This window comes from Bradyrhizobium sp. 132 (assembly GCF_023074185.1).
In the GTDB taxonomy this organism is placed as follows: Bacteria; Pseudomonadota; Alphaproteobacteria; order Rhizobiales; family Xanthobacteraceae; genus Bradyrhizobium.
This window is the reverse complement of the sequence record NZ_JADPKY010000157.1, coordinates 39,000-65,457: the sequence shown is the minus strand read 5'-3', so window position 1 is coordinate 65,457 and position 26,458 is coordinate 39,000. Positions and strand designations below refer to the sequence as shown.

General features: G+C 63.5%; 28 protein-coding genes, 2 tRNA genes and 1 pseudogene. 24 read left to right on the top strand and 7 right to left on the bottom strand.

The window, feature by feature from the left end; translation table 11 throughout:
• Nucleotides 1-24: 24 nt before the first annotated feature.
• Together IVA74_RS33290 and IVA74_RS33285 are read left to right on the top strand one after the other, a co-directional pair.
• On the top strand, nt 25-417 hold the full coding sequence (locus IVA74_RS33290; RefSeq protein ID WP_247351327.1) for a RidA family protein: 393 nt from the start codon (nt 25-27) through the stop codon (nt 415-417).
• Nucleotides 418-430: 13 nt separating this feature from the next.
• Nucleotides 431-1,306 carry an amidohydrolase family protein gene (locus IVA74_RS33285; RefSeq protein WP_247351326.1) on the top strand — a complete coding sequence of 292 codons (876 nt, stop codon included), beginning with the start codon at nt 431-433 and terminating at the stop codon, nt 1,304-1,306.
• A gap of 207 nt (nt 1,307-1,513) precedes the next feature.
• On the opposite strand, the gene IVA74_RS33280 is transcribed toward IVA74_RS33285, so the two are convergent.
• Nucleotides 1,514-2,521: an LLM class flavin-dependent oxidoreductase gene (locus IVA74_RS33280; RefSeq protein WP_247351323.1), complete on the bottom strand. Its 1,008-nt coding sequence runs from the start codon at nt 2,519-2,521 to the stop codon at nt 1,514-1,516.
• 282 nt (nt 2,522-2,803) lie between these two features.
• Between IVA74_RS33280 and IVA74_RS33275 the strand changes: the two genes are divergently transcribed.
• From IVA74_RS33275 to IVA74_RS33265, 3 genes and pseudogenes are all read left to right on the top strand, one after another.
• Nucleotides 2,804-3,307, top strand: a complete 504-nt coding sequence (locus IVA74_RS33275; protein WP_247351321.1) for a Twin-arginine translocation pathway signal — start codon at nt 2,804-2,806, stop codon at nt 3,305-3,307.
• Between the two features lie 26 nt (nt 3,308-3,333).
• Nucleotides 3,334-3,939: a ferric reductase-like transmembrane domain-containing protein gene (locus IVA74_RS33270; protein ID WP_247351319.1), complete on the top strand. Its 606-nt coding sequence runs from the start codon at nt 3,334-3,336 to the stop codon at nt 3,937-3,939.
• A 74-nt stretch (nt 3,940-4,013) separates the two neighbouring features.
• Nucleotides 4,014-4,327: pseudogene (locus IVA74_RS33265) on the top strand (cyclic nucleotide-binding domain-containing protein); the annotation flags it as partial.
• Nucleotides 4,328-4,369: 42 nt separating this feature from the next.
• On the opposite strand, the gene IVA74_RS33260 reads toward IVA74_RS33265, so the two are convergent.
• Nucleotides 4,370-4,852 carry a hypothetical protein gene (locus IVA74_RS33260; protein ID WP_247351507.1) on the bottom strand — a complete coding sequence of 161 codons (483 nt, stop codon included), beginning with the start codon at nt 4,850-4,852 and terminating at the stop codon, nt 4,370-4,372.
• A gap of 524 nt (nt 4,853-5,376) precedes the next feature.
• Between IVA74_RS33260 and IVA74_RS33255 the strand changes: the two genes are divergently transcribed.
• Nucleotides 5,377-5,997, top strand: a complete 621-nt coding sequence (locus tag IVA74_RS33255) for an Abi-alpha family protein (RefSeq protein WP_247351317.1) — start codon at nt 5,377-5,379, stop codon at nt 5,995-5,997.
• Nucleotides 5,998-6,761: 764 nt separating this feature from the next.
• Here the strand turns inward: IVA74_RS33255 and IVA74_RS33250 are convergent.
• Nucleotides 6,762-6,836: transfer RNA gene (locus IVA74_RS33250), tRNA-Thr, on the bottom strand.
• 315 nt (nt 6,837-7,151) lie between these two features.
• Here IVA74_RS33250 and IVA74_RS33245 point away from each other — a divergent pair.
• From IVA74_RS33245 to IVA74_RS33225, 5 genes are all read left to right on the top strand, one after another.
• A complete protein-coding gene (locus IVA74_RS33245) occupies nt 7,152-7,376 on the top strand; it encodes a hypothetical protein (RefSeq protein WP_247351315.1) in 225 nt (74 codons plus the stop codon).
• 41 nt (nt 7,377-7,417) lie between these two features.
• Entirely contained in the window at nt 7,418-9,124 is a 1,707-nt protein-coding gene (locus tag IVA74_RS33240) for an FAD-dependent oxidoreductase (RefSeq protein WP_247351313.1), read from the top strand.
• Nucleotides 9,125-9,399: 275 nt separating this feature from the next.
• Complete coding sequence (locus IVA74_RS33235) at nt 9,400-9,708, top strand: EthD family reductase (protein ID WP_247351310.1); 309 nt, start codon at nt 9,400-9,402, stop codon at nt 9,706-9,708.
• Between the two features lie 236 nt (nt 9,709-9,944).
• Complete coding sequence (locus tag IVA74_RS33230) at nt 9,945-10,454, top strand: hypothetical protein (RefSeq protein WP_247351307.1); 510 nt, start codon at nt 9,945-9,947, stop codon at nt 10,452-10,454.
• 19 nt (nt 10,455-10,473) lie between these two features.
• Complete coding sequence (locus IVA74_RS33225; RefSeq protein WP_247351305.1) at nt 10,474-11,298, top strand: alpha/beta hydrolase; 825 nt, start codon at nt 10,474-10,476, stop codon at nt 11,296-11,298.
• A 6-nt stretch (nt 11,299-11,304) separates the two neighbouring features.
• Here IVA74_RS33225 and IVA74_RS33220 read toward each other — a convergent pair whose 3' ends face one another.
• Nucleotides 11,305-11,958: a TetR/AcrR family transcriptional regulator gene (locus IVA74_RS33220; protein ID WP_247351304.1), complete on the bottom strand. Its 654-nt coding sequence runs from the start codon at nt 11,956-11,958 to the stop codon at nt 11,305-11,307.
• Nucleotides 11,959-12,041: 83 nt separating this feature from the next.
• Between IVA74_RS33220 and IVA74_RS33215 the strand changes: the two genes are divergently transcribed.
• The 13 genes from IVA74_RS33215 (at nt 12,042) to IVA74_RS33155 (ending at nt 21,951) form a co-directional block, all read left to right on the top strand.
• Nucleotides 12,042-12,980, top strand: a complete 939-nt coding sequence (locus tag IVA74_RS33215; protein ID WP_247351303.1) for an SDR family oxidoreductase — start codon at nt 12,042-12,044, stop codon at nt 12,978-12,980.
• Between the two features lie 26 nt (nt 12,981-13,006).
• Nucleotides 13,007-13,666, top strand: a complete 660-nt coding sequence (locus IVA74_RS33210) for an NAD(P)H-binding protein (RefSeq protein ID WP_247351302.1) — start codon at nt 13,007-13,009, stop codon at nt 13,664-13,666.
• Nucleotides 13,667-13,747: 81 nt separating this feature from the next.
• Nucleotides 13,748-14,185: a DUF2948 family protein gene (locus IVA74_RS33205; RefSeq protein WP_247351301.1), complete on the top strand. Its 438-nt coding sequence runs from the start codon at nt 13,748-13,750 to the stop codon at nt 14,183-14,185.
• A 153-nt stretch (nt 14,186-14,338) separates the two neighbouring features.
• Nucleotides 14,339-15,634 carry a histidinol dehydrogenase gene (hisD, locus tag IVA74_RS33200; RefSeq protein ID WP_247351300.1) on the top strand — a complete coding sequence of 432 codons (1,296 nt, stop codon included), beginning with the start codon at nt 14,339-14,341 and terminating at the stop codon, nt 15,632-15,634.
• Complete coding sequence (locus IVA74_RS33195) at nt 15,631-16,128, top strand: UPF0262 family protein (protein WP_247351299.1); 498 nt, start codon at nt 15,631-15,633, stop codon at nt 16,126-16,128. The genes hisD and IVA74_RS33195 overlap by 4 nt, the downstream gene beginning before the upstream one ends.
• A gap of 5 nt (nt 16,129-16,133) precedes the next feature.
• Nucleotides 16,134-16,601, top strand: coding sequence for an arsenate reductase ArsC (locus IVA74_RS33190; RefSeq protein WP_247351297.1), 468 nt, complete (start codon nt 16,134-16,136; stop codon nt 16,599-16,601).
• A 155-nt stretch (nt 16,602-16,756) separates the two neighbouring features.
• The gene (locus IVA74_RS33185) at nt 16,757-17,386 is read left to right on the top strand and encodes a Maf-like protein (protein WP_247351296.1); all 630 of its coding nucleotides are present in this window, start codon (nt 16,757-16,759) and stop codon (nt 17,384-17,386) included.
• A 93-nt stretch (nt 17,387-17,479) separates the two neighbouring features.
• On the top strand, nt 17,480-17,662 hold the full coding sequence (gene yacG / locus IVA74_RS33180; RefSeq protein ID WP_247351295.1) for a DNA gyrase inhibitor YacG: 183 nt from the start codon (nt 17,480-17,482) through the stop codon (nt 17,660-17,662).
• Nucleotides 17,663-17,848: 186 nt separating this feature from the next.
• Nucleotides 17,849-17,924: transfer RNA gene (locus IVA74_RS33175), tRNA-Phe, on the top strand.
• Nucleotides 17,925-18,213: 289 nt separating this feature from the next.
• The gene (locus tag IVA74_RS33170) at nt 18,214-18,468 is read left to right on the top strand and encodes a type II toxin-antitoxin system Phd/YefM family antitoxin (RefSeq protein ID WP_247351293.1); all 255 of its coding nucleotides are present in this window, start codon (nt 18,214-18,216) and stop codon (nt 18,466-18,468) included.
• Complete coding sequence (locus IVA74_RS33165; protein WP_247351291.1) at nt 18,456-18,881, top strand: PIN domain-containing protein; 426 nt, start codon at nt 18,456-18,458, stop codon at nt 18,879-18,881. The genes IVA74_RS33170 and IVA74_RS33165 overlap by 13 nt, the downstream gene beginning before the upstream one ends.
• Before the next feature lie 62 nt (nt 18,882-18,943).
• Entirely contained in the window at nt 18,944-21,211 is a 2,268-nt protein-coding gene (locus IVA74_RS33160) for a 2OG-Fe(II) oxygenase (RefSeq protein WP_247351289.1), read from the top strand.
• A 41-nt stretch (nt 21,212-21,252) separates the two neighbouring features.
• Nucleotides 21,253-21,951: a hypothetical protein gene (locus tag IVA74_RS33155; protein ID WP_247351287.1), complete on the top strand. Its 699-nt coding sequence runs from the start codon at nt 21,253-21,255 to the stop codon at nt 21,949-21,951.
• Nucleotides 21,952-22,075: 124 nt separating this feature from the next.
• On the opposite strand, the gene IVA74_RS33150 is transcribed toward IVA74_RS33155, so the two are convergent.
• The 3 genes from IVA74_RS33150 to IVA74_RS33140 all read right to left on the bottom strand — a co-directional run bounded on the left by IVA74_RS33150 (nt 22,076) and on the right by IVA74_RS33140 (nt 26,007).
• The gene (locus IVA74_RS33150) at nt 22,076-23,452 is read right to left on the bottom strand and encodes a SagB family peptide dehydrogenase (protein WP_247351481.1); all 1,377 of its coding nucleotides are present in this window, start codon (nt 23,450-23,452) and stop codon (nt 22,076-22,078) included.
• Nucleotides 23,453-23,545: 93 nt separating this feature from the next.
• Nucleotides 23,546-25,792, bottom strand: coding sequence for a TOMM precursor leader peptide-binding protein (locus IVA74_RS33145; protein WP_247351286.1), 2,247 nt, complete (start codon nt 25,790-25,792; stop codon nt 23,546-23,548).
• On the bottom strand, nt 25,789-26,007 hold the full coding sequence (locus tag IVA74_RS33140) for a hypothetical protein (protein ID WP_247351285.1): 219 nt from the start codon (nt 26,005-26,007) through the stop codon (nt 25,789-25,791). The genes IVA74_RS33145 and IVA74_RS33140 overlap by 4 nt, the downstream gene beginning before the upstream one ends.
• Nucleotides 26,008-26,458 lie beyond the last annotated feature (451 nt).

The window sequence follows — 26,458 nt, the reverse complement described above, 5'->3', positions numbered from 1 at the left end:
TCAACACATGAAAGGGAGCGCATCATGAATGGTCACACGCGTCGCAAGAGCATCCATATCGGCGGCTTCAAGCATGCCAATCCGATCCCGAACGCCTGCCGCATCGGTCATCTCGTGATGTCCGGTGTCATCCTCGGCCGCGATGGCAACGGCGTCATGCCCGAGAGCCTGGACGCGCAATGCGCCAACATGTTTGCGCATATGAAGGCGACAATAGAGGCCGCGGGCGGCACCACGGACGACATCATCAAGATGACGGTGTGGCTGAAGGACCGCAACGACCGCGGCCCGGTCAATGTCGAGTGGCTCAAAATGTTTCCGGACGAGCATTCGCGCCCGGCGCGCCACGCGCTGCCGATGGACAACATGGATGGCGGCGCGCTGGTGCAGTGCGACTTCACCGCTATGATCGACTGAGGGAGCCTGCCGCATGCCGACCTATCTGCCGTTCGACCCGAACCCGCGCCGCCCGGTCAAGGCGCCGCCGCCCAAAACCGTCGACAGCCAGTTTCACGTGCTCGGTCCCGTGGATAAATATCCGGAGCGTCCAGGTGCGGCCTATCGGATGCCAACGGCGACCTGGGAAGCGGCGCTGCGCGTCCACAAGACGCTCGGCATCGAGCGCGGCATCATCGTGCAGACTACGACTTACGGCGCCGATCATGCCGTGGTGCTCGACGGCCTCGCCGCGATGGGTCCGAACTATCGCGGCTGCGCCAACGCGCTGGTGTTCGCCGAGGCCAACGATTCCTATCTCGCCAAGCTGCATGATGCAGGCGTCCGCGGCGCGCGCTTCAGCTTCCGCCAGGAGCTCGGCGCCGTGCTGTCGGACGCCGACTTCGCTCGCGCCATCGCGCGCATCCGCGAGCTCGGTTGGTACGTCAAGATCCAGCCCGAGAAAGACGGCATCGTCTCCAGCGTCGCCAAGTACGAAAATCTCGACGTGCCCGTGCTGATCGACCACATGGCGCGGCCCGACCCCGAGGCCGGCAAGGACGATCCGAATCTGCGCAAGATGCTCGAGCTGCTCGCCAAGGGAAATTTCTGGGTGATGCTGTCGCTCGGCGAAAAGACCTCGAAGGCCGGCCCGCCTTACGACGACGTGATCCCGATCGCGCGCGCCTATATCGAGGCCGCCGTTGACCGCTGCGTCTGGGCCAGCGACTGGCCGCATCCGGTGTCGGTGAAGCAGCCGCCCAACGACGCCGATTTGCTGGAGCTGATGTACCGCTACGCGCCCGACCAGGCGGAGCTGGAGAAGATTTTGGTGCACAATCCGGCGAAGCTGTTCGGATTTGCGGATTAGTCCGCAACCCTCATGGTGATGAGCGCGAAGCGCGTCTCGAACGATGCAGGCCTGACTGTTGCCGGCGGCCATCCTTCGAGACGCCCGCTATGCGGGCTCCTCAGGATGAGGTCTGGTTTCGCGGCGAGAATGTTAGACCCTCATGGTGAGGAGCCCGCCAAAGGCGGGCGTCTCGAACCATGGAGGCCACGCACTCAATCCTGGTGATCACGCCGCTGGCTGCCCCGCCAGCCGGTCCCGCACCTCGGCCGCGATCTCGAACGAGCGCAGCCGGGCGGCGTGATCGTAGATCTGTCCCGTCGTCATCAGCTCGTCCGCGCCGGTCTCCGCGATCAGCGCCTTCAGCTTCTCTTCGACCACGTCAGGCGAGCCGACCGCCGAGCACGATAGCGACTGAGCGACCATGGCCTTCTCGGCCGGCGACCACAGCGCGTCCATGTCTTCGACCGGCGGCGGCAGCGGGCCGGGCGTGCCGCGCCTAAGATTGATGAACTGCTGCTGCAGCGAGGTGAACATGCGCTGCGCCTCAACGTCGCTGTCGGCGGCGAACACATTGACGCCGACCATCGCATGGGGCTTGTCGAGCTGCGCCGAGGGTTCGAAGCGCGCGCGATACTCCCGCAGCGCCGGCATCATCATTTGCGGCGCAAAGTGCGAGGCGAACGCGAACGGCAGGCCGAGCATGCCTGCGAGCTGCGCGCCAAAGGTGCTCGATCCCAGGATCCAGAGCGGCACGTTAGTTCCCATGCCGGGCACGGCCCGGATGGTCTGGTTCGGCTTGATGTCGCCGAGCAGCGCCTGCAATTCCAGCACGTCATGCGGAAAATTCTCGGAGCTCGTCGCGAGGTCGCGCCGCAGCGCCCGTGCCGTGAGCTGGTCGGTGCCCGGCGCGCGCCCGAGCCCGAGATCGATCCGCCCCGGATAGAGCGAGGCCAGCGTGCCGAACTGCTCGGCAATGATCAGCGGCGAATGGTTCGGCAGCATGATGCCGCCGGAGCCGACCCGGATCGTCCTGGTCCCGCCCGCGACATGCCCGATCACCACCGACGTCGCCGCACTCGCGATCCCCGTCATGTTGTGATGCTCGGCCAGCCAGAACCGCTTGTAGCCCCAGGCTTCGGCATGCTGGGCGAGATCAAGCGAATTGCGAAAAGCCTGCGACGCATCGCCGCCCTGACGGATGGGCGCGAGGTCGAGCACGGAGAAGGGGATCATGAGTGGGGTCCGGAGTGAAGGATCTGCGCATCTGGCACGTCACATGTAGTGTCAGCGTGTATGATGGGTAGAGCACTTGCGAAACTCATCATGTTTTGTCATGGGCGTAAGGGCGATGGGTTTCGCTGCCGCTCCCCCCGTCCTACGAAGCTGTTCGAGTGGCCTGCACTCCCGTTCACAACACCGTTATTGCGGTCTGGTGCGCCGTTCGCGGTAACTGGGCGGCTCTCTCCTGTTGTTGTACTCTCGGTGGAGCCACTGCACTCGCCAGGAGGAACCGACATGACCATCGTCGTACTCAATCGCCGCAACCTCCTCGTCGCCGGCGGCACCGTCCTTGCAACCGGAGTTTTGGCAACCGGCGTTTCCGGCCTCCTGCTACCGGCCCGCGCCGAAGGCCTCGCACCGACCGATTCGATGTCGGGCGGGGCGAACAACTACCGCAAGGGCGCGGCGATCGTGGATCGGATCGGCAAGGGCGGCTTCTGGATGAGCGGCACGGTGCGCCGCGCCGGTGACGGGGCTCCGCTTGCCGGGCAGCGCATCCAGATCTGGGCGCATACGACCGAAGGGCAGGAGCACGAGCCGCAGAGCCATGGCGCAACGCTCACCGACAAGGACGGCAAGTTCCGGCTCGAGATGCCGCAGATCATTCCCATCTTCGGCCAGCCGCATGGCCACCTCGCCTATGACAGCGGTGAATTCAAGACAGTCTTCCTGCGTCCGGTGATGCGGAGCGCGAAGGAAACCAGCCTCGAAGCGCATTTCGTCCTTCAGCCGGCCTGATCGAATTGCAAACGACGCCGTGGAGATTGGCGCGGCCGCCCCTGATCTGGGTCGCCCTTGCTTTGGCCATTGGCGTGCCGATCGCGCTCGCTGCGGGGAGCGAGCAGCTCGCATGGCGCGGCCCGGTCTACATCCTCGCCGGCTTCGCGGGGATGATCGCGCTTGCTCTCGTACTCGTTCAGCCTCTGCTGATCGGCGGATATTTGCCGGGACTGTCGGCCTATCGTGGCCGGCGCGCCCATCGCTGGATCGGCGGCGCGCTTGCCCTGGCGGTGGTGATCCACGTCGCTGGCCTCTGGATCACCAGCCCGCCCGACATGATCGACGCCCTGACCTATACATCACCGACGCCGTTCTCCCCCTTCGGCGTGACCGCGATGTGGGCCATCTTCACCGTCGCGCTTCTGGCGCTACTACGCCGGCGATTGGGCCTGCGGCTGCGAACCTGGCGCATCGTCCATATTCCCCTCGCGATCGTCATCGTCGCAGCCAGCGTGGCCCATTGCCTGCTGATCGAGGGGACGATGGAGACGATCTCGAAGGCGGCGCTTTGCGCGCTCGTCCTCGCAGCGACCATCAAGGTCATCGCTGACCTCTGGAGAAAGCGGGCGTTGCGCGGCAGTAGCGCGTAGGATGGATTTCGCTTCCGCTCTACCCATCCTACCGGCTGATTGCCGCTGACGGCGAGGGGGCGTATGTTCGCGCGATGGTTGTCAGTGCCCCCGATCTGAAAGCGTTCCTGCTCGCGACGCCGTTCTTCGGTGGTCTCCCGGACCCAAGTCTCGATCTCCTGATTCGATGTTGGTCGAGTGCCGCTTCGATGCCGGCGCGACCGTCGTGGTGGAAGGCGAGCCGGGACGCTCGATGTTCATCGTCAAGGCCGGTCGGCTGGCGGTGAGCAAACGGGCGAGTTCGGGGAGCGTCATCCCGATTTCGGTTCTGGAGCCCGGCGATTTCTTCGGTGAAATGACGCTGATTGAAATGCAAAATCGCTCCGCCACGGTCGCCGCGGAAAGTCCAAGGCCTCGATGGGTTTCGCTTCCGCTCTACCCATCCTACGAGCTAATCGGCTTTTTTGGGCAAACGAGAAACGTCTACCCCCGCTTCTTTGAGGCGCATGGTTGCTGCCGACACGACCTCGGCATCAAACCGATCGGTGTGCCGCAACACAATGGCTTCTCCGGTGAGCTCCGGCATGTTTCGCTCGATTAGCATGGCAAAACCATCCGTGCTTTTGCTACCCACGGCCCAATCCCGAAGCGTCTCGATCTCCCCGACCCGCGCCACCTTCTGCCGCGTGCGCGCAAGCCGCGTCGTCTTTCCTCTCTCCTCGCTCAGGATGTGTTCGAAGGCATGGACCGTCCGCCAAAAATCATGCTCTACCGTACCTGGCGCCTCTTTCGGTAGAATTTCGATCAAACGTCGAAATGCGGCTTCCTCAATATCGGCTTGCTTTTCTTTTCGAGCATTCACGATCCAGGTACGCAGCTTATCGACGTCTTCGCTAGCGGCGATTAGGGCGAGTATCTTTGCGTGGTCCGGCATCTGAAATCCCTTTCAATCAATACAGTCGAGCGTATGTTAGCTGTTGTTTGAGCTTACCAACAAGCAAGCGTAAGATGGGTAGAGCATTTGCGAAACCCATCATGTTTCGTCATCGACTGCCCTCGACGGGTTTCGCTTCCGCTTACCCTCTTCGAGCTACGGCGGACAAGTCGCTCTACTCATCCTACGAGCTGTCAGAAAGCTGCCAAACGACTACACCCCAAATTCCCAACAACGTGAGCATCGCGTGGCCTATCTTACCAACAACGCCCGCCACCCGAATAAATGGGCCGTACTTTGAAACCCCACGCAAACGGAGAAAAGACGGGGATCTTCGTTAAATCCTATAGAGCACAAGCATTATCATAGCGCTGCCATCGCTTAGGAGAGTCCAAGGCTCGATCCCTTACCCGCCTAACACCACCCCTTTGCAGATGAGCTTTTTTCGCCTTACCCTTCGGCAGGTTCGGCAAGGCCGTAGAGCGTTATAGTCTCATTCGTTAGACCATCAGGCGAGGAACAGCATGGCCGAAGAACGCCCTGATCTCCCATACGAGAAAGCGGTTGAGGAAGCCGCCAAGACGCTTAGCAAGGCCGTCGAGGTCGTCAAATCCGCCTCGCCAGCCATCGCAGACATCTACGGCTGGATGGTCGGAGATCGCGTGAGTGAGGCCCGTAAACGGAACGCCGACGCGTTCGCCCGCAAAACAAAACGGATCATCCAAGAACGCTCCTTAGAGGAGCCGCAACCTGTCCCCGAAGATTTGGCGACGCCATTGCTTGAACAAGCGCAACGCGAGAGCCGAGATGCAATGCAGGAGCTGTATGCTGCACTTCTGGCGAATGCCATGGAACCTGCCCACGCCAATGACGTGAGACCGGAGTTCATCAAAACTTTAAAAGACCTACAACCGATCGATATCATTGTACTCCGCAAAGCAATGGACCTTCGTGGCACACAAAATCCAACCTTTCACCAGCCTCGCTTAAATGAAATCTTGCCAGGCGAGCGACCGTCAGCTTTGGAAATTAGCATAAACCATCTCGAAGCACTTCGTTGTATCCGCTCACATCCTCAAGGCTTCGTCATCTCGTCCTTTGGCCAAGAGCTGCTTACTGCCTGCGATCCGCACATCTCTCAATGATCGCCGCGAACTCAGTGCGCAGGATGGGTAGAGCGCAGAAAAACCCATCACAGACTTGAACCATGTTGTTGCGCTCTTTTCGCTCCCGCAAGTTGCCGGGCAAATTCGACCCATCGGGCAACACACCCGCCTCCCCCAAAATCCCGTCAATCCCCCATCATAAAAAGATTCCACTTTACCGAAATTCGGAATTGCGGTATCAATCCCGCCATCCCGGTCCAGGGAGAGGGGCGGTCGTCCGTCGTAACGAAACGTGGATCGGGGGGCGGTGGACGCGGCAGCGTCGGGCACGGGGAGGCGGGATCAGGGCGAGATGAACCTCGTGAGGTCCTTCTGCGTGCGGACGAACGGCGCCAACGTCCTGCGAAGCCCTTCAGGGCGAAGCGGGGTGATGCTGCGTACGGCAAAATCGTGTGGTCCTGGCCGTCGTTGCTACGGTCAAGCCTTGCGGAGATGGATCGGGGCTCTACCGGGTCTTGAGGCATCGCCAATTCGCAAGGCGACGGTGACAAAAAGGAACTCGTCGCCGGGGAGAGCGCGGCATAAGCCGTCAACCCATCGCGCAGGGAAGGCCGAGTGATTGGCTACACCTGTATGCTGCTGTGCGGTTTTTCTGCGTGTGCTTTCGCGCAGCGGACCGCGGGTGCCAGCCGGCACCCGGTCTTCCCTGCGCTCTCTTCACAGAGGAGGGCTACGGAAAAAAGCAAAACTCGGGCGCTTGATGCCGCGAGAATGCTGATCTGTGCGTGATTTGAACCAGGGAATGGTGCTGCCAGACAGGATTGAACTGTCGACCTCTCCATTACCAATGGAGTGCTCTACCACTGAGCTACGGCAGCATGTGCTGGGATCGAGAATCGGCCGCCACGAGGGGCCTACCAAGCGGGCCGATATCTGCCACAAGCCCCCCGCCTGTGCAAGCTTGCAGGCCCCGCCAAAGCGATAAAATCAGGTCGATATCGGGCCCAAAATGCTTGTTTTGGCTCGAAACGGCCGCCTTTCCGCGGATTCGGTTCCGATATCCCACCCAACTGGCCAGTTGCCCGATGCGCCGGATTCGATCCATTTCGATTTTCGCACGATCGGATCGCGCGGGCCTCTTGAGCTGCCTTATTCCTCGGGCATGTTATCGCCGATCGCTGTAATGGACCCCGATGGCTGACGAGAACGACAAGAGCGAGCGGCAGGATTCGAGACAGGACCCGAGACAGGCGAGGGCGTCCCGCGACGACCGGCTGAAATCGGCGCTGCGCGAAAATTTGAAGCGGCGGAAGGTGCAGGCGCGGGAACGCGCCGCAAGTGCCGACCCCTCGCAGAACGAGGATGGTTCCCTAGATGAGGGGGCCGCCGGCAAGACCGCTGGCAAGACCGGCGGCTAGAATCCGGCGGCTGGAATTTTTTGGAGTGCATGGACGTGGCAATGGGGCAGGACGAATCGCAACGACCCGACGGTGACGCGCAGATGTCGCGGTTCACCCGCCCTGAACAGACCTTTCCGGCGCTGACATCAGCCGAAATCGAGCGTGTCAGGCATTTCGGCGAGGTCCGCCTCTATGCCGATGGGGAATTCCTGTTCGAGACCGGCAAGCCCGGGCCGGGCATGTTCGTCGTGCTGAAGGGCCACGTCGCCATCACCCAGCGCGACGGCCTTGGTCACGTCACCCCGTTGATCGACCAGGGGCCGGGGCAATTTTTGGCCGAGCTCAGCCAGCTCTCGGGGCGGCCGGCGCTGGTCGACGGCCGCGCCGAAGGCGATGTCGAGACGCTGCTGTTGCCGCCGGAGCGGCTGCGCGCGCTGCTGGTCGCAGAGGCCGAGCTCGGCGAGCGCATCATGCGCGCCCTGATCCTGCGCCGGGTCAATCTGCTTCAGGGCGGTGTCGGCGGTGTCGTGCTGATCGGTCCCTCGCATTCGTCAGGCGTGGTGCGATTGCAGGGTTTTCTCACCCGCAACGGCCAGCCGCATCATCTGCTCGATCCCGAGCGCGATCGCGACGCCGCCGACGTCATCGCGCGTTATTCGCCCAAGCCGGAAGACTGGCCGCTGGTCGTCACCCCCGATGGTGCGGTGCTGCGCAACCCCGGCGAAACCGAGCTTGCGCGCGCGATCGGCATGATCGGCGGCCCGCGCAACGACCGCATCTACGACGTCGCGATCGTCGGCTCCGGGCCGGCCGGGCTCGCTACCGCCGTGTATGCCGCGTCCGAAGGCCTCTCGGTCGCCGTGCTCGACACCCGTGCCTTTGGCGGCCAGGCCGGCGCCAGCGCGCGCATTGAAAACTATCTCGGCTTTCCGACCGGAATTTCCGGCATGGCCCTGACCGCGCGCGCCTTCAACCAGGCGCAAAAATTTGGCGCGGAGATCATGATCCCGGTGACGGTGAAGTCGCTCGACTGCACGCGCAAGGATGGCGCGTTTTCGGTGGCGCTTGACGGCTGCGACCCGCTGCATTCGCGCGCGGTCGTTGTCGCAAGCGGCGCGCGCTATCGCCGGCCCGAGATCGAGAACCTCGACAAGTTCGAAGGCCGCGGCGTCTGGTATTGGGCGTCGCCGGTCGAGGCGAAGCTGTGCGCCGGCGAGGAAGTGGCGCTGGTCGGCGCCGGCAACTCGGCGGGGCAGGCGGCCGTGTTCCTGTCGGGGCACGCGAAGCGCGTGCTGATGATCATCCGCGGCGGCGGCCTGGGCGCCAGCATGTCGCGCTATCTCATCGAGCGCATCGAAGCGACGCCGAACATTGAATTAATGTTCAACACCGAGATCACGGCGCTTGAAGGCGACGAGGCCTCGCTGCTGCGGCGCATCCGCTGGAAGAGCCGGCTCTCGACCGACGAGGATTTTGCGGACGTCCGCAATCTGTTTTTGTTCGTCGGCGCCGATCCCGCCACCAACTGGCTCGACGGCTGCGGCGTGACGCTCGATCGCGGCGGCTTCGTCGTGACAGGCGCGCAGTCCGAGCAGAATCAGGGCCGGCTGGTGGCGCCGCTGGAAACCTCCGTGCCCGGCGTCTATGCCGTCGGCGACGTTCGCTCCGGCTCTGTCAAGCGCGTCGGCGGCGCCATCGGCGAGGGCGCGCAAGTCGTGGCCTCCCTGCACGGCTTCCTCGGTGACGCCGCAAAGCCGGCGCTTTAGAGCACGAACCGGAAAAGTGTGCAGCGGTTTTCCGAAAAGATCGTGCTCAAACAATGAGCCAAGTAGAAGACAAGCAGATGGCAAGGCGAATGTGACTTGCCATTGTGCCGTGTCATACGTGACTATCCCCTCATCCTGAGGAGCCGCGACAGCGGCGTCTCGAAGGATCGAGGCCCGGCTGCCAAAGCCGGGCCTGCATGGTTCGAGACGTGTGCTTCGCACGCTCCTCACCATGGAGAGGATCTACAAACAAAACGCTTAACGGGAGGAACTAAATGGCTGAAATCGTCGTGCTGTACAAAACGCCCACGGATCCTGCGGCCTTCGACAAGTATTATGCCGAGACCCACATTCCGCTGGCCAAGAAACTTCCAGGCCTGAAGAAGTACGCCATCAGCAAGGGGCCGGTCGGCTCCCCCGCCGGACCGTCCGGAATCCATCTGGTCGCCATTCTCACCTTCGACAGCGCGGCCGACATCCAGGCGGCATTCGGCAGCCCGGAAGGCAAGGCGACCGGCGCTGACGTGCCGAAATTCGCCAGCGGCGGCGCCGACCTGCTGATCTTCGACACCAAGGAAGTGTGAGTTCGTCTTGCATCGGCCCGCCGATGGCGGGCCGATGTTGCGACGTTCGATTCAACTTTCCTCGAAAACCTGCCGTCGTTTGTGACAGCGGTGCAAAAAAATAAAGCATGCGTTTGTCGATTCGCACGACGGTGCATGGCCGCACGCGCATATGTGACACCGGCGCAGGTGGCAATTCGATGAGGACCGTAATACTATCTTTCCGATCTCAATGCGAGACGAGTAGGAGAGATGTCATGATTCTTGGGTTGAGCTTGCCCGCCTTCACGATGGTGCATGTCATCATCAGCCTGATCGGCATCGCAGCCGGCCTCGTCGTGATGTTCGGCCTGCTCGGCTCGAAGCCGATGCCGGGCCTCACCGCGATCTTCCTGCTGTTCACGATCCTCACCAGCGCCACCGGTTTCCTGTTTCCGTTCAAGGAGCTGCTGCCGTCGCACATCATCGGCATCATTTCGCTGGTGCTGCTCGCGATCGCCTGCATCGCGCTGTACGGCATGAAGCTCGCGGGCGTCTGGCGTCCGGTCTACATCGTGACCGCGATGATCTCGCTGTATTTCAACGTCTTCGTGCTGGTGATCCAGTCGTTCCTCAAGGTGCCGGCGCTCGCCGCGCTCGCGCCCGCAGTGCCGCCGGCGCCGCCGGGAGGCCCCGTGTTCGCCGTGGTGCAGGGCATCGTGCTGGTGTTCTTCGTGGTGCTCACCGTCGGCGCCTGGCGCCGCTACAAGCCGATGGCGTTCGTCTGATCATTCAAGGAGCCTAGCAATGCCTACTATCACCACCAAGGACGGCGTCGATATCTTCTACAAGGATTGGGGAAGTGGCCAGCCGATCGTGTTCAGCCATGGCTGGCCGCTATCGGCCGACGATTGGGACACGCAGATGTTGTTCTTCGTCGCGCGCGGCTACCGCGTCATCGCCCATGACCGCCGCGGCCACGGCCGTTCATCGCAGGTCTCCGACGGCCACGACATGGATCATTATGCCGACGATCTCGCGGCGGTGACGGCGCATCTCGACCTGAAGAATGCGATCCACGTCGGCCACTCCACCGGCGGCGGCGAAGTCGTGCACTACATCGCGCGCCACGGCGAGAGCCGGGTGGCGAAGGCCGCGATCCTCTCGGCCGTGCCGCCGTTGATGGTGCAGACCGTGGCCAATCCCGGCGGCCTGCCGAAGAGCGTGTTCGACGGTCTCCAGGCGCAACTCGCCGCCAGCCGCACGCAATTCTATCGCGATCTCCCCGCCGGCCCATTCTACGGCTACAATCGTCCCGGCGCAAAACCGTCGGACGCGGTGATCCATAACTGGTGGCGCCAGGGCATGATGGGCGGCGCGAAGGCGCATTACGACGGCATCGTCGCGTTCTCGCAGACCGACTTCACCGAGGATCTGAAGAAGATCAACGTGCCGGTGCTGGTGATGCACGGCGACGACGACCAGATCGTGCCTTACGCCGATTCCGCGCCGCTGTCGGCCAAGCTTTTGAAGAACGGCACGCTGAAGACCTACAAGGGTTTTCCGCACGGCATGCCGACCACGCACGCCGAGACCATCAACGCGGACCTGCTGGCGTTCTTCAAGGGGTGAGCGGCCTCACTCCAATATCGCCCTGATCGCGTCGAACGTGCGCTTGACGAAAGCTTCCGGCTTCTCCCGCGCACCTTCGCCGATCCAGCTCTCGCCGCCGACGCGCATCGCGCCGGTGGCGATCATGGCGACGAGCCGCGCGTTCAGCTTATCCGATTTGGTTCTGGCGAGCTGTGAAAGCCCCTCGGCCAGGGCGTGCTCGAGCTTCTCGTATTTGAGCTGGTCGCGTGCCCGAAGCGCGGGGTTGTCGCGCTTGAGCCGCGACATTGCCGCCGCTTCGGCCGGGTCGATCCGCTTGAGCGCCGCCGCGATCGCGTTCTCCGCCGCGGTCAGCATGGATTCGCCCGCAGGCCGCGCGACGACCTCCGCGACCAGCGCGGCGGCTGCGCCCTCCTGCCAGGCGGTCACCACGTCCTCCTTCGAGGCGAAATAATGGAAGAAGCTGCGTCGCGACACGTCCGCCGCGGCCGCGATGTCGTCGATGGTCGTGGCCTCGAAGCCGCGCTCCAGGAACAGCGCCATGGCCGCGCGGGCCAGTCGCTCGCGAGTCGCCTGCAGCTTGCGCTCGCGCAGGCCGGGGCCATCGGGGGATTTTACCCCTGCCGGCAACGGCTTGGCGCGCTTGTCGGCTGATTTCCTGGCGACCTTCGAAATCTTCAAATCATTTCACCTCTTGCAAACTTGCACCCAGTGCACATTTAGACCCGTCGCGGGCCTTTTCCCAGCCCCGACGGAGCTATGGCATGACCGACTGGACCACGGCAGACATCCCCTCTCTCAGCGGCAAGACCGCCGTCGTGACCGGGGCGACGGGCGGCCTCGGCTACGAGACGGCGCTGGCGTTGGCGGGCGCCGGTGCCATTGTCATACTCACCGGGCGCAACGACGCAAAGGGCCTGCGCGCGATCGAGGGCATTTGCGGGCGCTTTCCCAATGCGCTGATCGCCTACGAGCATCTCGACCTCGCCAGCCTCGCGTCCGTGGCCGATTTTACCAGGCGCTTCGCCGCCAGCAACGAGCAGCTCGACCTCCTCGTCAACAATGCCGGTGTGATGGCGCTGCCGAAGCGGCAGCAGACGGCGGATGGTTTCGAGATGCAGCTCGGCACCAACTATCTCGGCCATTACGCGCTGACGGCGCGGCTGTTGCCGCAGCTTCGCCGGGCGAAGGCGGCGCGCGTCGTCAATCTCTCGAGCCTTGCGCACCGCTCCGGCGCGATCAATTTTGACGATCTGCAAAGCAGGCACTCCTATCGTCCGTGGCGGGCCTATTGCCAGTCCAAGCTGGCGATGCTGATGTTTTCGCTGGAGTTGCAGCGCCGCAGCCTCGCCGCCGGCTGGGGTCTGACGAGCCTTGCCGCACATCCCGGCTACGCGCGGACCGATCTCATTCCGAACGGGCCGGGTGCGAACACGTTCCAGTCGCGTGTGAGCCGGTGGCTGCAGCCCTTCATCAGCCAGTCTGCCGCGGAAGGCGCGCTGCCGACCTTGTTGGCCGCGACCTCGCCGGCAGCTGAGCCGGGCGGCTATTACGGTCCGAACTGGTTCTACGAATTGAAGGGACCACCCAGGCCGGCGAAGATCATGCCGCAGGCAAAGGATTTTGCCTCGGCAGCCATGCTGTGGGATGTCTCGGCGACGTTGACCAATATATCCTTCGACGAGATCGTAGCCGCCGCATGAGCCGCGACGCTGTAGGAAACGTCCCGATGCAGATCGTCATCTTCGGCGCGACCGGCATGGTCGGGCAGGGCGTTTTGCGCGAATGCCTGGTCGATGCCGGCATTGACCGCGTGGTTGCGATCGGCCGTAGCCCGACCGGCGTGCGCAATGCCAAGCTCACCGAGATCACACGCGGCGATTTCACGGATTATTCGGCGATCGAAACGCAACTGACCGACTTCGACGCCTGCTTCTTCTGCCTCGGAGTCTCTTCGATCGGCATGAGCGAGGAGCGCTATCGTCATCTCACCTACGACCTCACGCTCGCGGCGGCGACGACGCTGGCGCGGCTCAATCCGCAGATGATTTTCACTTACGTCACAGGCGCCGGCACCGATTCCACCGAGCAGGGTTCGCGAATGTGGGCGCGTATCAAGGGCAAGACCGAGAACGATCTGCTCAAGCTGCCGTTCAAGGCGGCCTACATGTTCCGGCCCGGCGCGATCCAGCCCCTGCACGGTGCCCGCTCCAAGACCGCGTGGGTGCAGGCGGTGTATACCGTAACCTGGCCACTCTGGTCGGTGCTGCGCCGGCTCTCGCCGCGGCTCGTCACCTCGACCGAGCAGATGGGCCGCGCCATGATCCGGGTTGCCCGGGAGGGGTATCCGCGCAAGGTGCTGGAGATGGAGGATATCAATAGTCTCTAGTCCGGTGGAGCGTTAGTTCCAGGGAAATTTTGGCGCCCGCGCGCGTTGAGCCCTGTCCGCCCGAAGGAGAAAGCGCCGGCGATGTCTCCCCAGCTCAAATTGATCGCGCTCGACGCCGACGACCTCGCCGTGATCTCGGCCCACGTCCAGGATGCCCGCGTGCAGCCTTCGGACATCATCTGGCGGCAAAGCGAAAAGCGGCTGGTGGTCGGCATGAGCCGGTTGGACTGGGAGCAGATGCTGGACGGCGAGGCCGAGCCGCGCAGGCTGATCGCCGCCCTGCGTTTCGACCGCGTGCTCGCCTGCAAGTCGCGCAACATCGACCTCGCCGCGGCGGACATGATTCTGGACCTCATTGGCATCGAATTTCACGGCCAGGACGCCCCCGGCGGCAGCGCGTTGCTCCTGTTTGCCCAAGGCGGCGCCATCCGCCTCGACGTCGAATGCCTGGAATGCGAGCTGACCGATCTGGGGGCGGATGAGCTAGGGACAGGGCTGGAGGTTGACGGCGAGGGGTGAGGTGGTCGGTATACCAGCCAAATCCGCTGAGGCCCGCGCCGGAACGCCGCCTTCCAAGGGTTGAGCCAAGGGTTGACGCAGCTTTCCCGCCGCGCCATTGAGCAGGGGCCCGGTGAGCCAAACCGCGCCCCCAAGAACCAGTTAGAAGCCAAGATGCCCGTTCGTCTCGACCGCAGCAGCGCCGATTTTGACCAGCGATTCGTGGCCTTCCTCGCCGCAAAGCGCGAGGCCTCGGCCGACGTCGAGGCTGCCGCGCGTGCCATCGTCGACGACGTGGCCAAGCGTGGCGACGCGGCCCTGCTCGAGGCGACGACGAAGTTCGACCGGCTGACGCTGGATGCATCCGGCCTGCGCGTCACCGCCGCCGAGATCGAGGCCGCGGTGAGAGCCTGCGATGCCGCGACGCTGGACGCGCTCAAGCTCGCGCGCGACCGCATCGAGACCTATCACAGTCGCCAGCTTCCGAAGGACGAGCGTTTCACCGATCCGCTCGGCGTCGAGCTCGGCTGGCGCTACACCGCGATCGAATCCGCCGGCCTCTACGTGCCCGGCGGCACCGCGGCCTATCCCTCCTCAGTGCTGATGAATGCGGTGCCGGCAAAGGTCGCCGGCGTGGCGCGTCTCGTCATGGTGGTGCCCTCGCCCGACGGCAAGCTCAATCCGCTGGTGCTGGCGGCAGCAAAGCTCGGCGGCGTCAGCGAGATCTACCGCGTCGGCGGCGCGCAGGCCGTGGCCGCGCTCGCGCATGGCACCGCGACGATCGCGCCGGTCGCAAAAATCGTCGGTCCCGGCAACGCCTATGTCGCCGCGGCAAAACGGCTGGTGTTCGGCAAGGTCGGCATCGATATGATCGCCGGTCCCTCCGAGGTGCTTGTCATCGCAGACGACACCGGCAATGCCGACTGGATCGCTGCCGATCTGCTGGCACAGGCCGAGCACGATGCCAGCGCCCAGTCGATCCTGATCACCGATTCCGCGCGTCTTGCCGCCGATGTCGAGAAGGCGGTCGAGGCGCAGTTGAAGACGCTGCCGCGTGCCGCGATCGCCAGCGCCTCGTGGGCCGATTTCGGTGCCATCATCATGGTGAAGAATCTCAACGCCGCCATTCCGCTTGCCGACGCCATTGCCGCCGAGCATCTCGAGATCATGACGCAAGATCCCGACGCGCTCGCTGCAAAGATCCGCAATGCCGGCGCAGTGTTCCTCGGCGCGCATACGCCGGAGGCGATCGGCGACTATGTCGGCGGCTCCAACCATGTGCTGCCAACGGCGCGCTCGGCGCGATTTTCTTCGGGCCTCTCGGTGCACGATTTCCTCAAGCGCACTTCGATCCTGAAATGCGGCCCGGATCAGCTGCGTGCGCTGGGTCCGGCTGCGATGATTCTCGGTAAGGCGGAAGGGCTAGATGCCCATTCGCGCTCGATCGGATTGCGCCTCAATTTGTCATGACCCAGCCGCCCGAACAGGACGACTCGCAAAATCGCATCGTCGGCGTCACGCTCGACGAGGACTCGATCGGCCGTTCCGGGCCCGACATCGAGCATGAGCGCGCGATCGCGATCTACGATCTGATCGAGCAGAACCTGTTCGCCCCCGAGGGCGCCGACGGGAAGGGGCCGTTCACGCTGCATATCGGCATCACCGGCAGCCGGTTGATGTTCGACATCCGCCGCGAGGACGGCACGCCCGTGGTCGCCCATCTGTTGTCGCTGACGCCGTTCCGCCGGATCGTGAAGGACTATTTCATGATTTGCGACAGCTACTACCAGGCGATCCGCACCGCGACCCCGGACAAGATCGAGGCCATCGACATGGGCCGCCGCGGCATCCATGACGAGGGATCGCGTACGCTGCAGGAGCGCTTGAAGGGCAAGGTGCGGATCGATTTCGAAACCTCGCGCCGGCTGTTCACGCTCATTACTGTTCTGCACTGGAAGGGCTAGGCGCGATGGCGGGTCCGCCACGCGCACGCGATCCGCAATCGGTGCTGTTCGCCTGTGCGATGAACAGCGTGCGCTCGCCGATGGCCGAGAGCCTGCTGCGGCACATGTTTCCGCAAGGGCTCTACGTGAAGTCGGCCGGCGCCAGGCGCGGCGAACTCGATCCGTTCGCGGTGTCGGTGATGGCTGAGCTCGGCCAGGACATCTCCACCCACAAGCCGCAGACCTTCGAGGAGCTGGAGGACTGGGAGGGGCTGAATTTCGACCTCATCATCACGCTGTCGCCGGAGGCGCACCACAAGGCGCTGGAGCTGACCCGCACGCTCGCCGCCGACGTCGAGTATTGGCCGACGCAGGATCCCACCACCATCGAAGGCAGCCGCGACCAGAAGTTGGCTGCCTACCGTGAGGTCTGCGACCAGCTCATGCTGCGCATCCGCCGGCGGTTTTCGAAGGTGGGCGCGGCGAACGGGTAGCATTCCGCGTCCGTAACACCCGCGTCACAGAGCGCAGGCACACGCATCCTGTGCCCGTCGAATCAGTAAAGTCCGGGTTCCCGGGTTGTGAAATCAGCCCCCTTCCGATAGGTTCCGCGCGCAATTCACCCCCTGCTTCATCCCCAAATCACCTGATGCTTGGCCGCCCCAAATTCGTTCTTGCCTCCGGTTCGCCGCGGCGCCTGTCGCTGCTCAACCAGGCCGGCATCGACCCGGACGCACTCCGGCCCGCCGACGTCGACGAGACGCCGAAGCGGGGCGAGCTGCCGCGCGCCTGTGCCAACCGGCTCGCGCGGGCCAAGGCCGATGCGGCGCTCAAATCGGTGCAGCTCGACGACGAGCTGCGCGGCGCCTTCATCCTTTCCGCCGACACCGTGGCGGCGGTCGGCCGTCGCATCCTGCCCAAGGCCAATCTGGTCGACGAGGCCGCGCAGTGCCTGCGGCTGCTGTCGGGCCGCAACCACCGCGTCTACACCGCGATCACCCTGGTGACGCCGCGCGAGGCCTTCCGCCAGCGCCTGGTGGAGACCCGGGTCCGCTTCAAGCGCCTCTCGGAGGACGACATCCAGGCCTATATCGGCTCCGGCGAATGGCGCGGCAAAGCCGGCGGCTACGCCGTGCAGGGCATCGCCGGCTCGTTCGTGGTCAAAATGGTGGGGTCCTACACCAACGTGGTCGGCCTGCCGCTCTACGAGACCACCACGCTGCTCGGCGGCGAAGGTTTCCCGATCCGCTTCGGCTGGCTCAACACCACCGCCGTGTAAGCCGAACAGCCGCTCCTGCCTACGCTTCGGCCGGAGGAACCCCTTTGCCGACACGCTCTTGAACTCCCTCACCCCGTGTAAGCTGCGCACCTTATGGACGATCAGGTGAAAAAGCCCGCTAGCCCCCTCAAAATCTGCCCGATCTGCGGCAAGCCGCAGTCCGAGGCCACCCGTCCGTTCTGCTCCCCGCGCTGCCGCGACGTCGATCTGAATCGCTGGCTGAAGGGCTCCTACGTCATCCCCGGCCGCGACGATGAGACGGATGGTGAAGAATAAGCAAGTAATATCAATCGCCTGCTTCTCTCACCGATGTGCCGCGAGCCAGCCGCGGCAAAGCCGCCCCAGCTTGTGCACAGCCAGGCCGCGCGCCCGCTCGGCCGAAGGCGAAGCGTGGGTGGACAGGCAGCCTTCAGCCCACTATAAACCGCCCGCTCGATGGGCTTTGGCCCCTCTTTGGAGCACGCCCAGGTAGCTCAGTTGGTAGAGCATGCGACTGAAAATCGCAGTGTCGGTGGTTCGATTCCGCCCCTGGGCACCATCAACCTAGCATTCAGATCAAAACAGCGAACTCTGCGGATACCGCTGGAAGACTGGCGATTTCGAACCTCCATCGATTTTTGTCAGCAAAGGGAAGCCCGCATATCGTTCTCCCGTCCAATCATCGAGCTCGTTCCGGTTCGATGCCGTCATGGCGCCGCCCTTCGTCGTCGTCCTCGCGGCCGCAAAAATGCGGTATGGAAAATTCCAGCGAAGGTCCGAGAGGCTCGGGCGGCAGGATGTTGACTGAATCTGTACGGTGCTGTACGGTTCTTTAGGAGAGAAGCGCAGTGAACCCCATCTTGCGTAAAGGCGCGGAAGAAGCCCGCAATCAGCTCCCGGATCTTCTTGAAGCAGCCGAGAAGGGCCGTTCGACGGTCATTACCAGACATGGCCGTCCGGTTGCAGCGTTAGTGCCGATCGAGGCGTATGGCGCTGCCATTCGCCAGCAGTCGCTGATGACCGTCGCAGGATCCGGACATGGGCTATGGGGGAAGAATAGCACCCGTACGCTTCGAAAGCTGCGTGACGAATGGAACCGCTAGATTTTGGAAATCTGCCGGAGGATGCGCTCGTTCTCGTCGATTCGGCGCCCATCATCTACTTTCTCGAGGGACACACGAAATTCGGACCGCGCTTCAAGCCGCTCTTCGAAGCCCATGGAGCTGGGCGTCTGCGCTTCGCCGTAACGACCATCACCGTCGCCGAGGTGCTGACCGGGCCCCTGCAGGCACGTGATGACGCGCTCGCGCAGCGTTACCGTGCGATCCTCGAATCGTGGCAACCGATCGCGCTTGACATCGACATTGCGGAAAGTGCTGCGAGGCTGCGGGCGTCGCTCCGCCTCAAGCTGGCAGACGCTGTTCAAGCGGCCAGCGCATTGGCGATCAACGCGGCCGCCCTGGTGACGCATGACCGTGATTTCACACGCGTGCGTTCGCTGCGTATAATTTCCTGAAGGCCCAGCGCGTCGACGTGTCGATCGTTCACGAAACGCTGTCCAGCTTGCAGGGAGTTGCCATGTCGCCGATCGGTACCGCGTTGCTCAACAGTCTTCGTTCCGTCGAGCGTCCGGGCGACTTTTGTATCGGTGGAATTCGGGAGATCTTCATGCCGGCGATCGATGTCGACGGCGTGGGAAGGATCGCGTTTCCGATTCTGCCCGTACAAGCCGAGCGGCTCGTCGCGATCGCCGAGGAAGCTCCCCATGGGCGCGGCGAGGAGACGGTGGTCGATCGCAAAGTCCGGAGAACTTGGCAGGTCGATCCGGCCAAGGTTCGGATTGGAGGGCGTCACTGGGAGAAGACCCTGGCCGGACTCGTCGCCGACATAGCCCTTGGGCTTGGCGTGAGCGAACCGGTTGCGGCCGACTTCTATAAGCTTCTTGTCTACGACCCCGGCGGCTTCTTCGTCGATCACCGCGATACCGAGAAGGTGCCCGGCATGTTCGCGACGATGGTGCTGGTGCTGCCCTCGGCCCACAGCGGCGGCGAGTTGGTCGTAAAGCATCTCGGCCGGGAGGTGGTGCTCGACCTATGTCCGGAGGAGCCGTCGGAGATCGGCTTCGCGGCCTTCTATGCCGACTGCCTGCATGAAGTGCGTCCCGTGAAGAAGGGATGTCGCCTGACGCTCGTCTATAACCTGCATTTCGCCGGCAAGAGGCGTCAGCTGAAGGCGCCCGATTATCGCGCGGAGCACGGGCGCGTGGTTGAGCTGCTGCGGAGTTGGGCGAGCGCGGAGGACGAGCCCGATAAGCTGATCCTGCCCTTGGAGCACGCCTATACGCCGACGGAACTGTCGTTCGGGGCACTCAAGGGTGCCGATGCGGGTATTGCGTCCGTGCTGGCCAAAGCGGCCGCAGAGGCGGATTGCGATCTCCACCTCGCTCTCGTGTCGATCGAGGAAAGCGGCAGCGCCGAACATACCGGCTACCACGGCCGTCGTCGCTGGAGTCGCGACGAGGAGGAGGATGACGAAGAAGAATTTGAGGCCGCCGAGGTCATTGACCGGGCGCTGATCCTGTCCGAGTGGCGGCGTCCGGATCGCGGCGAGGCCGGGTTCGACGATTTTCCATTTGCCGAGGACGAGCTCTGCCCGCCCGATGCCTTTGAGGATCTGACGCCGGACGAGCAGCATTTTCACGAAGCGACAGGCAACGAAGGCGCGTCCTTCGAGCGTACCTATCGCCGTGCCGGCTTCGTGTTGTGGCCGATCGCGCGGAGGCTCGCGGTGCTCAATCAGGCCGGCCTCCGCATCACGCTGCCGTATCTCGAAGATCTGACGGCGCGCTGGGAGACGAGCAACGCATCGATCCAGTCGCCGTTGTGGCGTGAGGCCGATGAGCTTTCGGGGCACATGCTGCGCTCCTGGTCGCGCTCGTCCTGGCGGGCGGACGACGACGCCGAAGCCGGCCGGATGCTCGATTTGCAGGTCCGGCTGGGGAACGTGGCGCGCATCGATTCGTTTCTCGCCGAGCGATCCGCCGAAGGCCATTACGCTGCGCCCGACAACGCCGCCATCGTGCGCGCCGCCGCGCTTCTTCCGGCCCCGCGCGCAACGGAGCTGCTGGTCCGGATCGTCAGGCATAGCGCTTCGGCCCATCTCAGTGCCTGCGGCGATCTGCTGCAGCGATGCGTCGCGGCGCCGACGGGTGCGACGGGCGACCTGGAGCAGATCGGCGCAGCCTTGATAGAGGCCTTGCCGGGCGATCCGACCAAGAGCGAGCGGGTAGACACCTGGACCCGGCCAACGCCGGTGAAGCCGGGCTTCGTCGTCGATCTTGTGACGGCGACGAGCCGGATCGACGCGGGGCTCGCGGCGCGAGCGATCGAGCACCTGCTGGCTTGGCCGAAGACATACAAACCAGACGACGTGCTGGTCCCCGCCGCTCGCGCGTTTGCCAAGCTGGTGGAGAGCAGGGTTTGGCCGGCGGTGCGGCGGCTCCGCGAGGCGTCTCTCGACCATTTGCGCAGGCGCATCGCCCTGCCGCTGGAGGCACCACGGGATTGGACCAGGACCAACCCGCTCAAATGCACATGTGACGAGTGCCGCCGACTGGGCGCGTTCCTGGCCGCGCCGGATCAACAGCAATGGCGCCTGAAGGCGATCCAGGATCGAAGGACCCATGTCGAGCAAAGCGTTCGGAGTACGGCGTGTGACCTTGACCTCACGACGGAAAGGCGCGGCAGCCCCCACACGCTGATCGCGACCAAGAACCAGGCCAGCTACGAGCGGCGTGCCAAGCAGCGACGAGAGGACCTGGCGCATGCGTCGGCGCTGGACGGATAAAGTTTGCTTTCCACCCCGGCATAGCGAGTTCGACTTAAAAAATGAGCCGGAAGAATCGGGTTCCACTTGCTGATCGTGTCGCCAGAGCGGCTGAAACGGCGCTTGCCGCCCGGCTCGTTGTGAGCAGCATCGACATTCTCCTTGAGCTCGGTTGGCTTGATCCAGAAGCGGTGGAGCGCTGGCGCCGCGGCCAGATCGGCTGCCTGGAGGAGGTTGTCCGAACCAATCCGCCGCGAATCTCGGAAGCTATGCGGCTATTCCGGTCGTGGGCGGTGGCCAAGGGATTATCTGCCAGCGAGATGGTGTATGTTGCCCGTACGGTGGGACGCCAGAGGCTGCGTTTCAGCCGAAGCGGAAATCCTGCGATCGAAGCGTCATACCGAACACATTGGGTGTCACCGGAGCTTTCCGAGAAGAAGCGTGAGCGCCTGGCGGAAAAGGCAAGCCGCGCGCCGGAACTGGTGGTCGTCCAGCCATTGAACGCGGAGTGGCGATGCCATCGGTGCGGCGGCACCGGCGATCTGTTGATAATGGAGAATCCTGGCCCGGCGTGCCTGCGCTGCGTTGGCCTCGGCGATCTCGAGTTTCTGCCGGCGGGCGATGCCTTGCTGACGCGGCGCGTGAAAGCGAACAGCACTCGACATGCCGTGGTCGTGCGCTTCAGCACGACCCGTGGCCGTTACGAACGACAAGGTTTGCTGGTCGAGCCGCAGGCCTTGGCAGATGCGCGGCGGACCTAGCCTCCAGTCCGGCCTCTTTCGAATAGAATTGAATTTCAATTATATATGAGTTCGTAGTTTTGTTCTGAATGGCGCACCATTTTTGCGCACGGTCCAAACGGCAACATCCAAAAAATATCGTCCTCTAGCCTAGGCTCGCTGGCTTCCTGCCGCGTCCGAGCGCGAACTGACCGACAGGGCCCTCGACGTGGAATTCGAGCCCCGTCATCTTTGCAAACAGATCGATATTGCCAGTGCCGATGGCGCAGCCGCCGAGGCCCATATCGGTTGCTGCCAGGTAGAACGTCTGGATCATGCAGCCGACGTCCTTCAGGATCAGCGAATACGCGATCGCGCTGTATTTCCAGGAGATCCGCCCGAACCGCGCGGCGATCGTGATCAGGATTTGCGGCGGACCGGATGCGCCCATGGCAAACTCGGCGGCCATTGAAAGCGCCTGGAGTTGCTGGGCGGAGGCGTCGATCGCGACCAGTGCGTGGCCACCGGCGTCGTAGTGATAAAGTCCGCGCGCAAGCCCCTCGCAGTTCGAGACCGTCAGGTACAACTCCAGCTCGTAGGCGCTGCCTGCCGCCGGATACGGCCTTGAGCTGTAGGCGACCTCAAGGCCACCGTTGACATCTGCGCCGCTCTTCCATTTCGACAGCACGCGGGCGGTCGTGTCGAGAAACTGCGCGAGCTCGGTGAGTGTGATCGGATGCTGGTCGTCGAAATCCCGTGTTGAATGGCGCTCGCGCAACAGCTTAGCAAAGGAAGACGCCGGGTCTGGCGTGGCGAATTTGCCGAGGGAGATTTTCTTGCCGGGCCAGGGCGGGCGCACCGCGGGCAACGGCGGAACGATCCCCGCATGGGCGTACGCGCCGCCGACCGGATCGGTATGCCGGCCCTCCGTGCTCCGCGTGTGAAACACGAGATCGTGGAAGTCCCAGAGAACGAGATTGCGGTTGCCTTCGTTCGCTCGAAGGCCGTCTCTGTCCTTCGTATCGAGCTTGATCAGCATCTCGCTGTCGAGCAGCAGTCCGAGCAGATCGAGGTTCAGGGAAGGCACCTGCTTGCGAAGCTTGCTGATCTTCTGCGGCTGCGACAGGGCAGCCAGCGTGGCGGCGACGACGGGATCGCAAATCCGGAACAGCGCGCCGGCGCGCGGCGATTCCAGCACCATCTCGTTGCCGCGCCGGCGCAGATAGGCAAAGCGCGACAACACGATCGTATCGCTGCTCGATAGCTTCGCGCGTTGCGGCCAGTATTCGGCGACCTGTGGCTCGATGACCACCAAATCTTGCGCGTCACGGGGAGAGAACAGGCGATAGTCGAGCAGCCCATGCTGCGCCAGTCGCCGCACCAGAACATGAACTTGTCCCGAGAGGACACTCTTGCCGGCAAGGGAGGCGAGCGGCAGGCCGGAGGCGAGATGCCCCGCGCGAGCGATCGCCGCGGCGTTGAATTGTCCCAGACCGACCGAATAATCGCCCGAGACCGCGGCAATGCTTCCGTCGGCCTGCATTTGAAGGGAGAAACGGCCGTTCAGTCGGGCGGCGATGATCGGTGTGATCTTCCTCGTCGGCTTTTTCCGGGGAACGTGCAACGAGGCCAGCCTTCAGGTGTGTGGCAGGAACGGAGTCAGTTCGCTTTCCAGTCGCGGGCGATCCAGCAGCCCAAGCTTCACCGGGACATCGTAAAGCCGGCCGGGCCCGAAGCGGCGATAGAAATGCCGCAAGCCCGGAACGAGCACCCTGACGACGGGGACCTCGACGTCGGGTCGCGTCTGGTCGAGCACGAGGAAATCGTATCCTGCGCCGGCGGCAATCTCGACGCAGGCATTGACCTGGTGGCGCGTATTGGCGTGAACCTCGAGGTCAGGTGCCGGCGGGATGATCGGATTGTCGCTCGGGATCAGGAACGGATAATCGTCCAGCCGCAGCGGCGTGACACCGTCAAGCGACGGTTTCTCGCCGCTTCCGCCGCTCATCATGCCAATCGACATGAACTGGGTCAGCTCGGTGAGCGAACGCAGCAAGGCGATGCGGCGGTCGAAATGCGAGCCGGACCCGAACTCGATATTCTCGTGTCCGTTCTGCATCCAGTGCATGATCGCAACGTAGGAGGGAATGCCGAGATCGCTGGTGATGTCGAGCACCCAGAGCCGTCGCCCCGCGTCGGCAAACTGGCTCTGGAGATCCCGCACATAGGAATCCTCGAATTGCGTAAGGTCCACTTCGGCGCGCCGGACGCGGTTGTACCACCAGATCGCGTAGGCATCGCGTTCGACCAGTTCGAGGAAGCCTTGAACGATGGCCTCCTCGCGGGTGTTGCCGGCCGCGCATCCGTTGGAATCCGTGTGGAAGCCGCCATAGAAGAAATACAAAAGGCCCGTCGGAAGATATTTGAAACGCTTGTCGCGTAACGACCAGACCGGCGACCATTCGGTCCTGGTCGAGGGATCGAACGGTTCTGGAACCGGATGTGAATCGTCCGGCTGCGGGGCATGCCTGTCTTGAAACTGCATGTCGCTGAAGAACTGGACGTCGTTGGGAAGAAGAGCGTCACCCGGAGCGAAATCGGCAAAGCGGCGCTTTGTCCTGATCTCGTCGCCCTGGAAAATGCCCGAGTAGCGCTCGATCGCTTCCATCAGCGCGCTGGCCTCGCCCTGCTCGGCCGTGGAGCCCTTGCCGAAGCTGCCGCCGCTCAGGCCGGACCTGAGCTGGTCGACGTTCCAGGCCGGCGCAGAGAAATTGTGGTGGGCGAAAAAATTGGTGTTCATCGGCAGATCGGCCTCGATCCGCTCGAGCCGCGACACCACGCCGGTCAGCGGACTGACGTGTTTGCGGTACCGTGCCACGGTGGCTCGCGACGTCACGGTGCGGTGTCCGCCGCTGGTCATGACGAGCTTTCTGCCCTCGGCAATCTCGATCGGCACTGCTGCCCGTCGTGGATTCTTGAGCTTCTTGCTGCCGCAGGTCGAGCATTGCGGGCGTTTCGCGACGTAGTGCTTGACGATCGCAGCCCCGGTCAGGTCGAAGCTCGCGATATGATCGCTGAGATCAGTGCGAAATCCGGAGGCGATCGCCTTCGCGATTTCAACCGCAGCGAAGTGGATCCCGGTTTGTCCTACGGTGTCGCTGACCAGGGGCGATATTGCGACCGCTTGCGCCACTCCGCGGTCGAGAAACCCCTTGATCTCGCGATTGCGGATCATGCGATCGTGCAGGCAGGTCCAGCAGGCGCTCTCGCCCGGCATGAACACAGGTCCCACCAGCGGAAACACGCCGGACGGCTGGACCAGCAGCCAGGGCGTCCCGGCGGTCACGCGTTCGCCGTTCAACTCGGCGAGCCGCCGCTCGAGGTAATCGTTCACAAGCGTGATGATAAGTCGGGGCGACCGCTTGGCGATTCGAACCCCGAGCTTGCTCAACGCCGCGCTCAGTTCGCTCGCGCCTTTGACATCGATCGATTCCACCCGTACAGGCCAATTGCGCAGATTCTCTTCGGCGACCTCGGGAGGCAGGCCGAGGCTTGCCCAATATCCATTAACGGCGCCTGCAAATGCGTGCGATGCTCCGCTGATGACGGACTTGCGCTCCAGCAACCGCCTGATGGCTTCCTCGATCTCGGCAACGGGAAAACTCTTCGAAAGCAGGCGGATGATTTCCGGCGCAGTCTTGCCGTTTTTTCCAATCGCGCTCGCCACAGCGCAATACAGATCGCCGTGCAGGAAGAACTTGCGGTTCTCGGAATAGAGACAGACCACATTGGGAGGAAGCAGATAGGCGGTGAAGTTCGGTGCGAATCGCAAGATGTCCTTGCGGGTTTGCTTCGTAGCGCTGCTCTTTCGCTTGACTGTCATCGGGTCAGCACGCCGATCCTGTTCCCGTCATCCCGATTGCCGGCGCGCGACGAACGCTTGGCCTGGCCCGACTTGTGCACCGAGCTCGACCACCGGCCTTCTTCTTCGGATAAGTTGGAACACACTCGCTCGCCATCGGCAAGCTGACCAGCCGGGCGCAGCGAACGCTGTAACAAAAACAGCAAATTGGCCGGGTCGTTTGCGAGCCCGGCCAATGAAATCGCGACCTGTCGACACACAGTCAGGGAGTGCTGCTTTCTAGCACCAGCGGCAGCGGCCCCATGACGCACAGCACCCTGTGCATGCCACTGGTACGCCGATCACGCCAACGCCGCAGCCACCGCATCCGACGCCGCAGCGACAGGCTCTGCAGCCTGCGCAACCTCTGCAGCCACCGCAACCTCTGGCCGCACAGCCACGGCAACCGCCGCAGCCACGACAGCCACCGCATCCGCGCGCGAGCAGCACTCCGCTTAAGCTTCTCTCATCGGTGGCGAGATGGAAGGTGGCGAGGTTGACGTCGGCGAGTTCTTCCTCGTTGAGCGTGGTGAACTGGCCGGGCGCGAAGTTCGGTCTTTGTTGAGGCTCGCTTGGCGGCACCGCGGACGCCATCGCGCTTCCCGCCAGCGAAAAAGTCAGTCCGGCGAATCCGAGCGCCGGGACCGC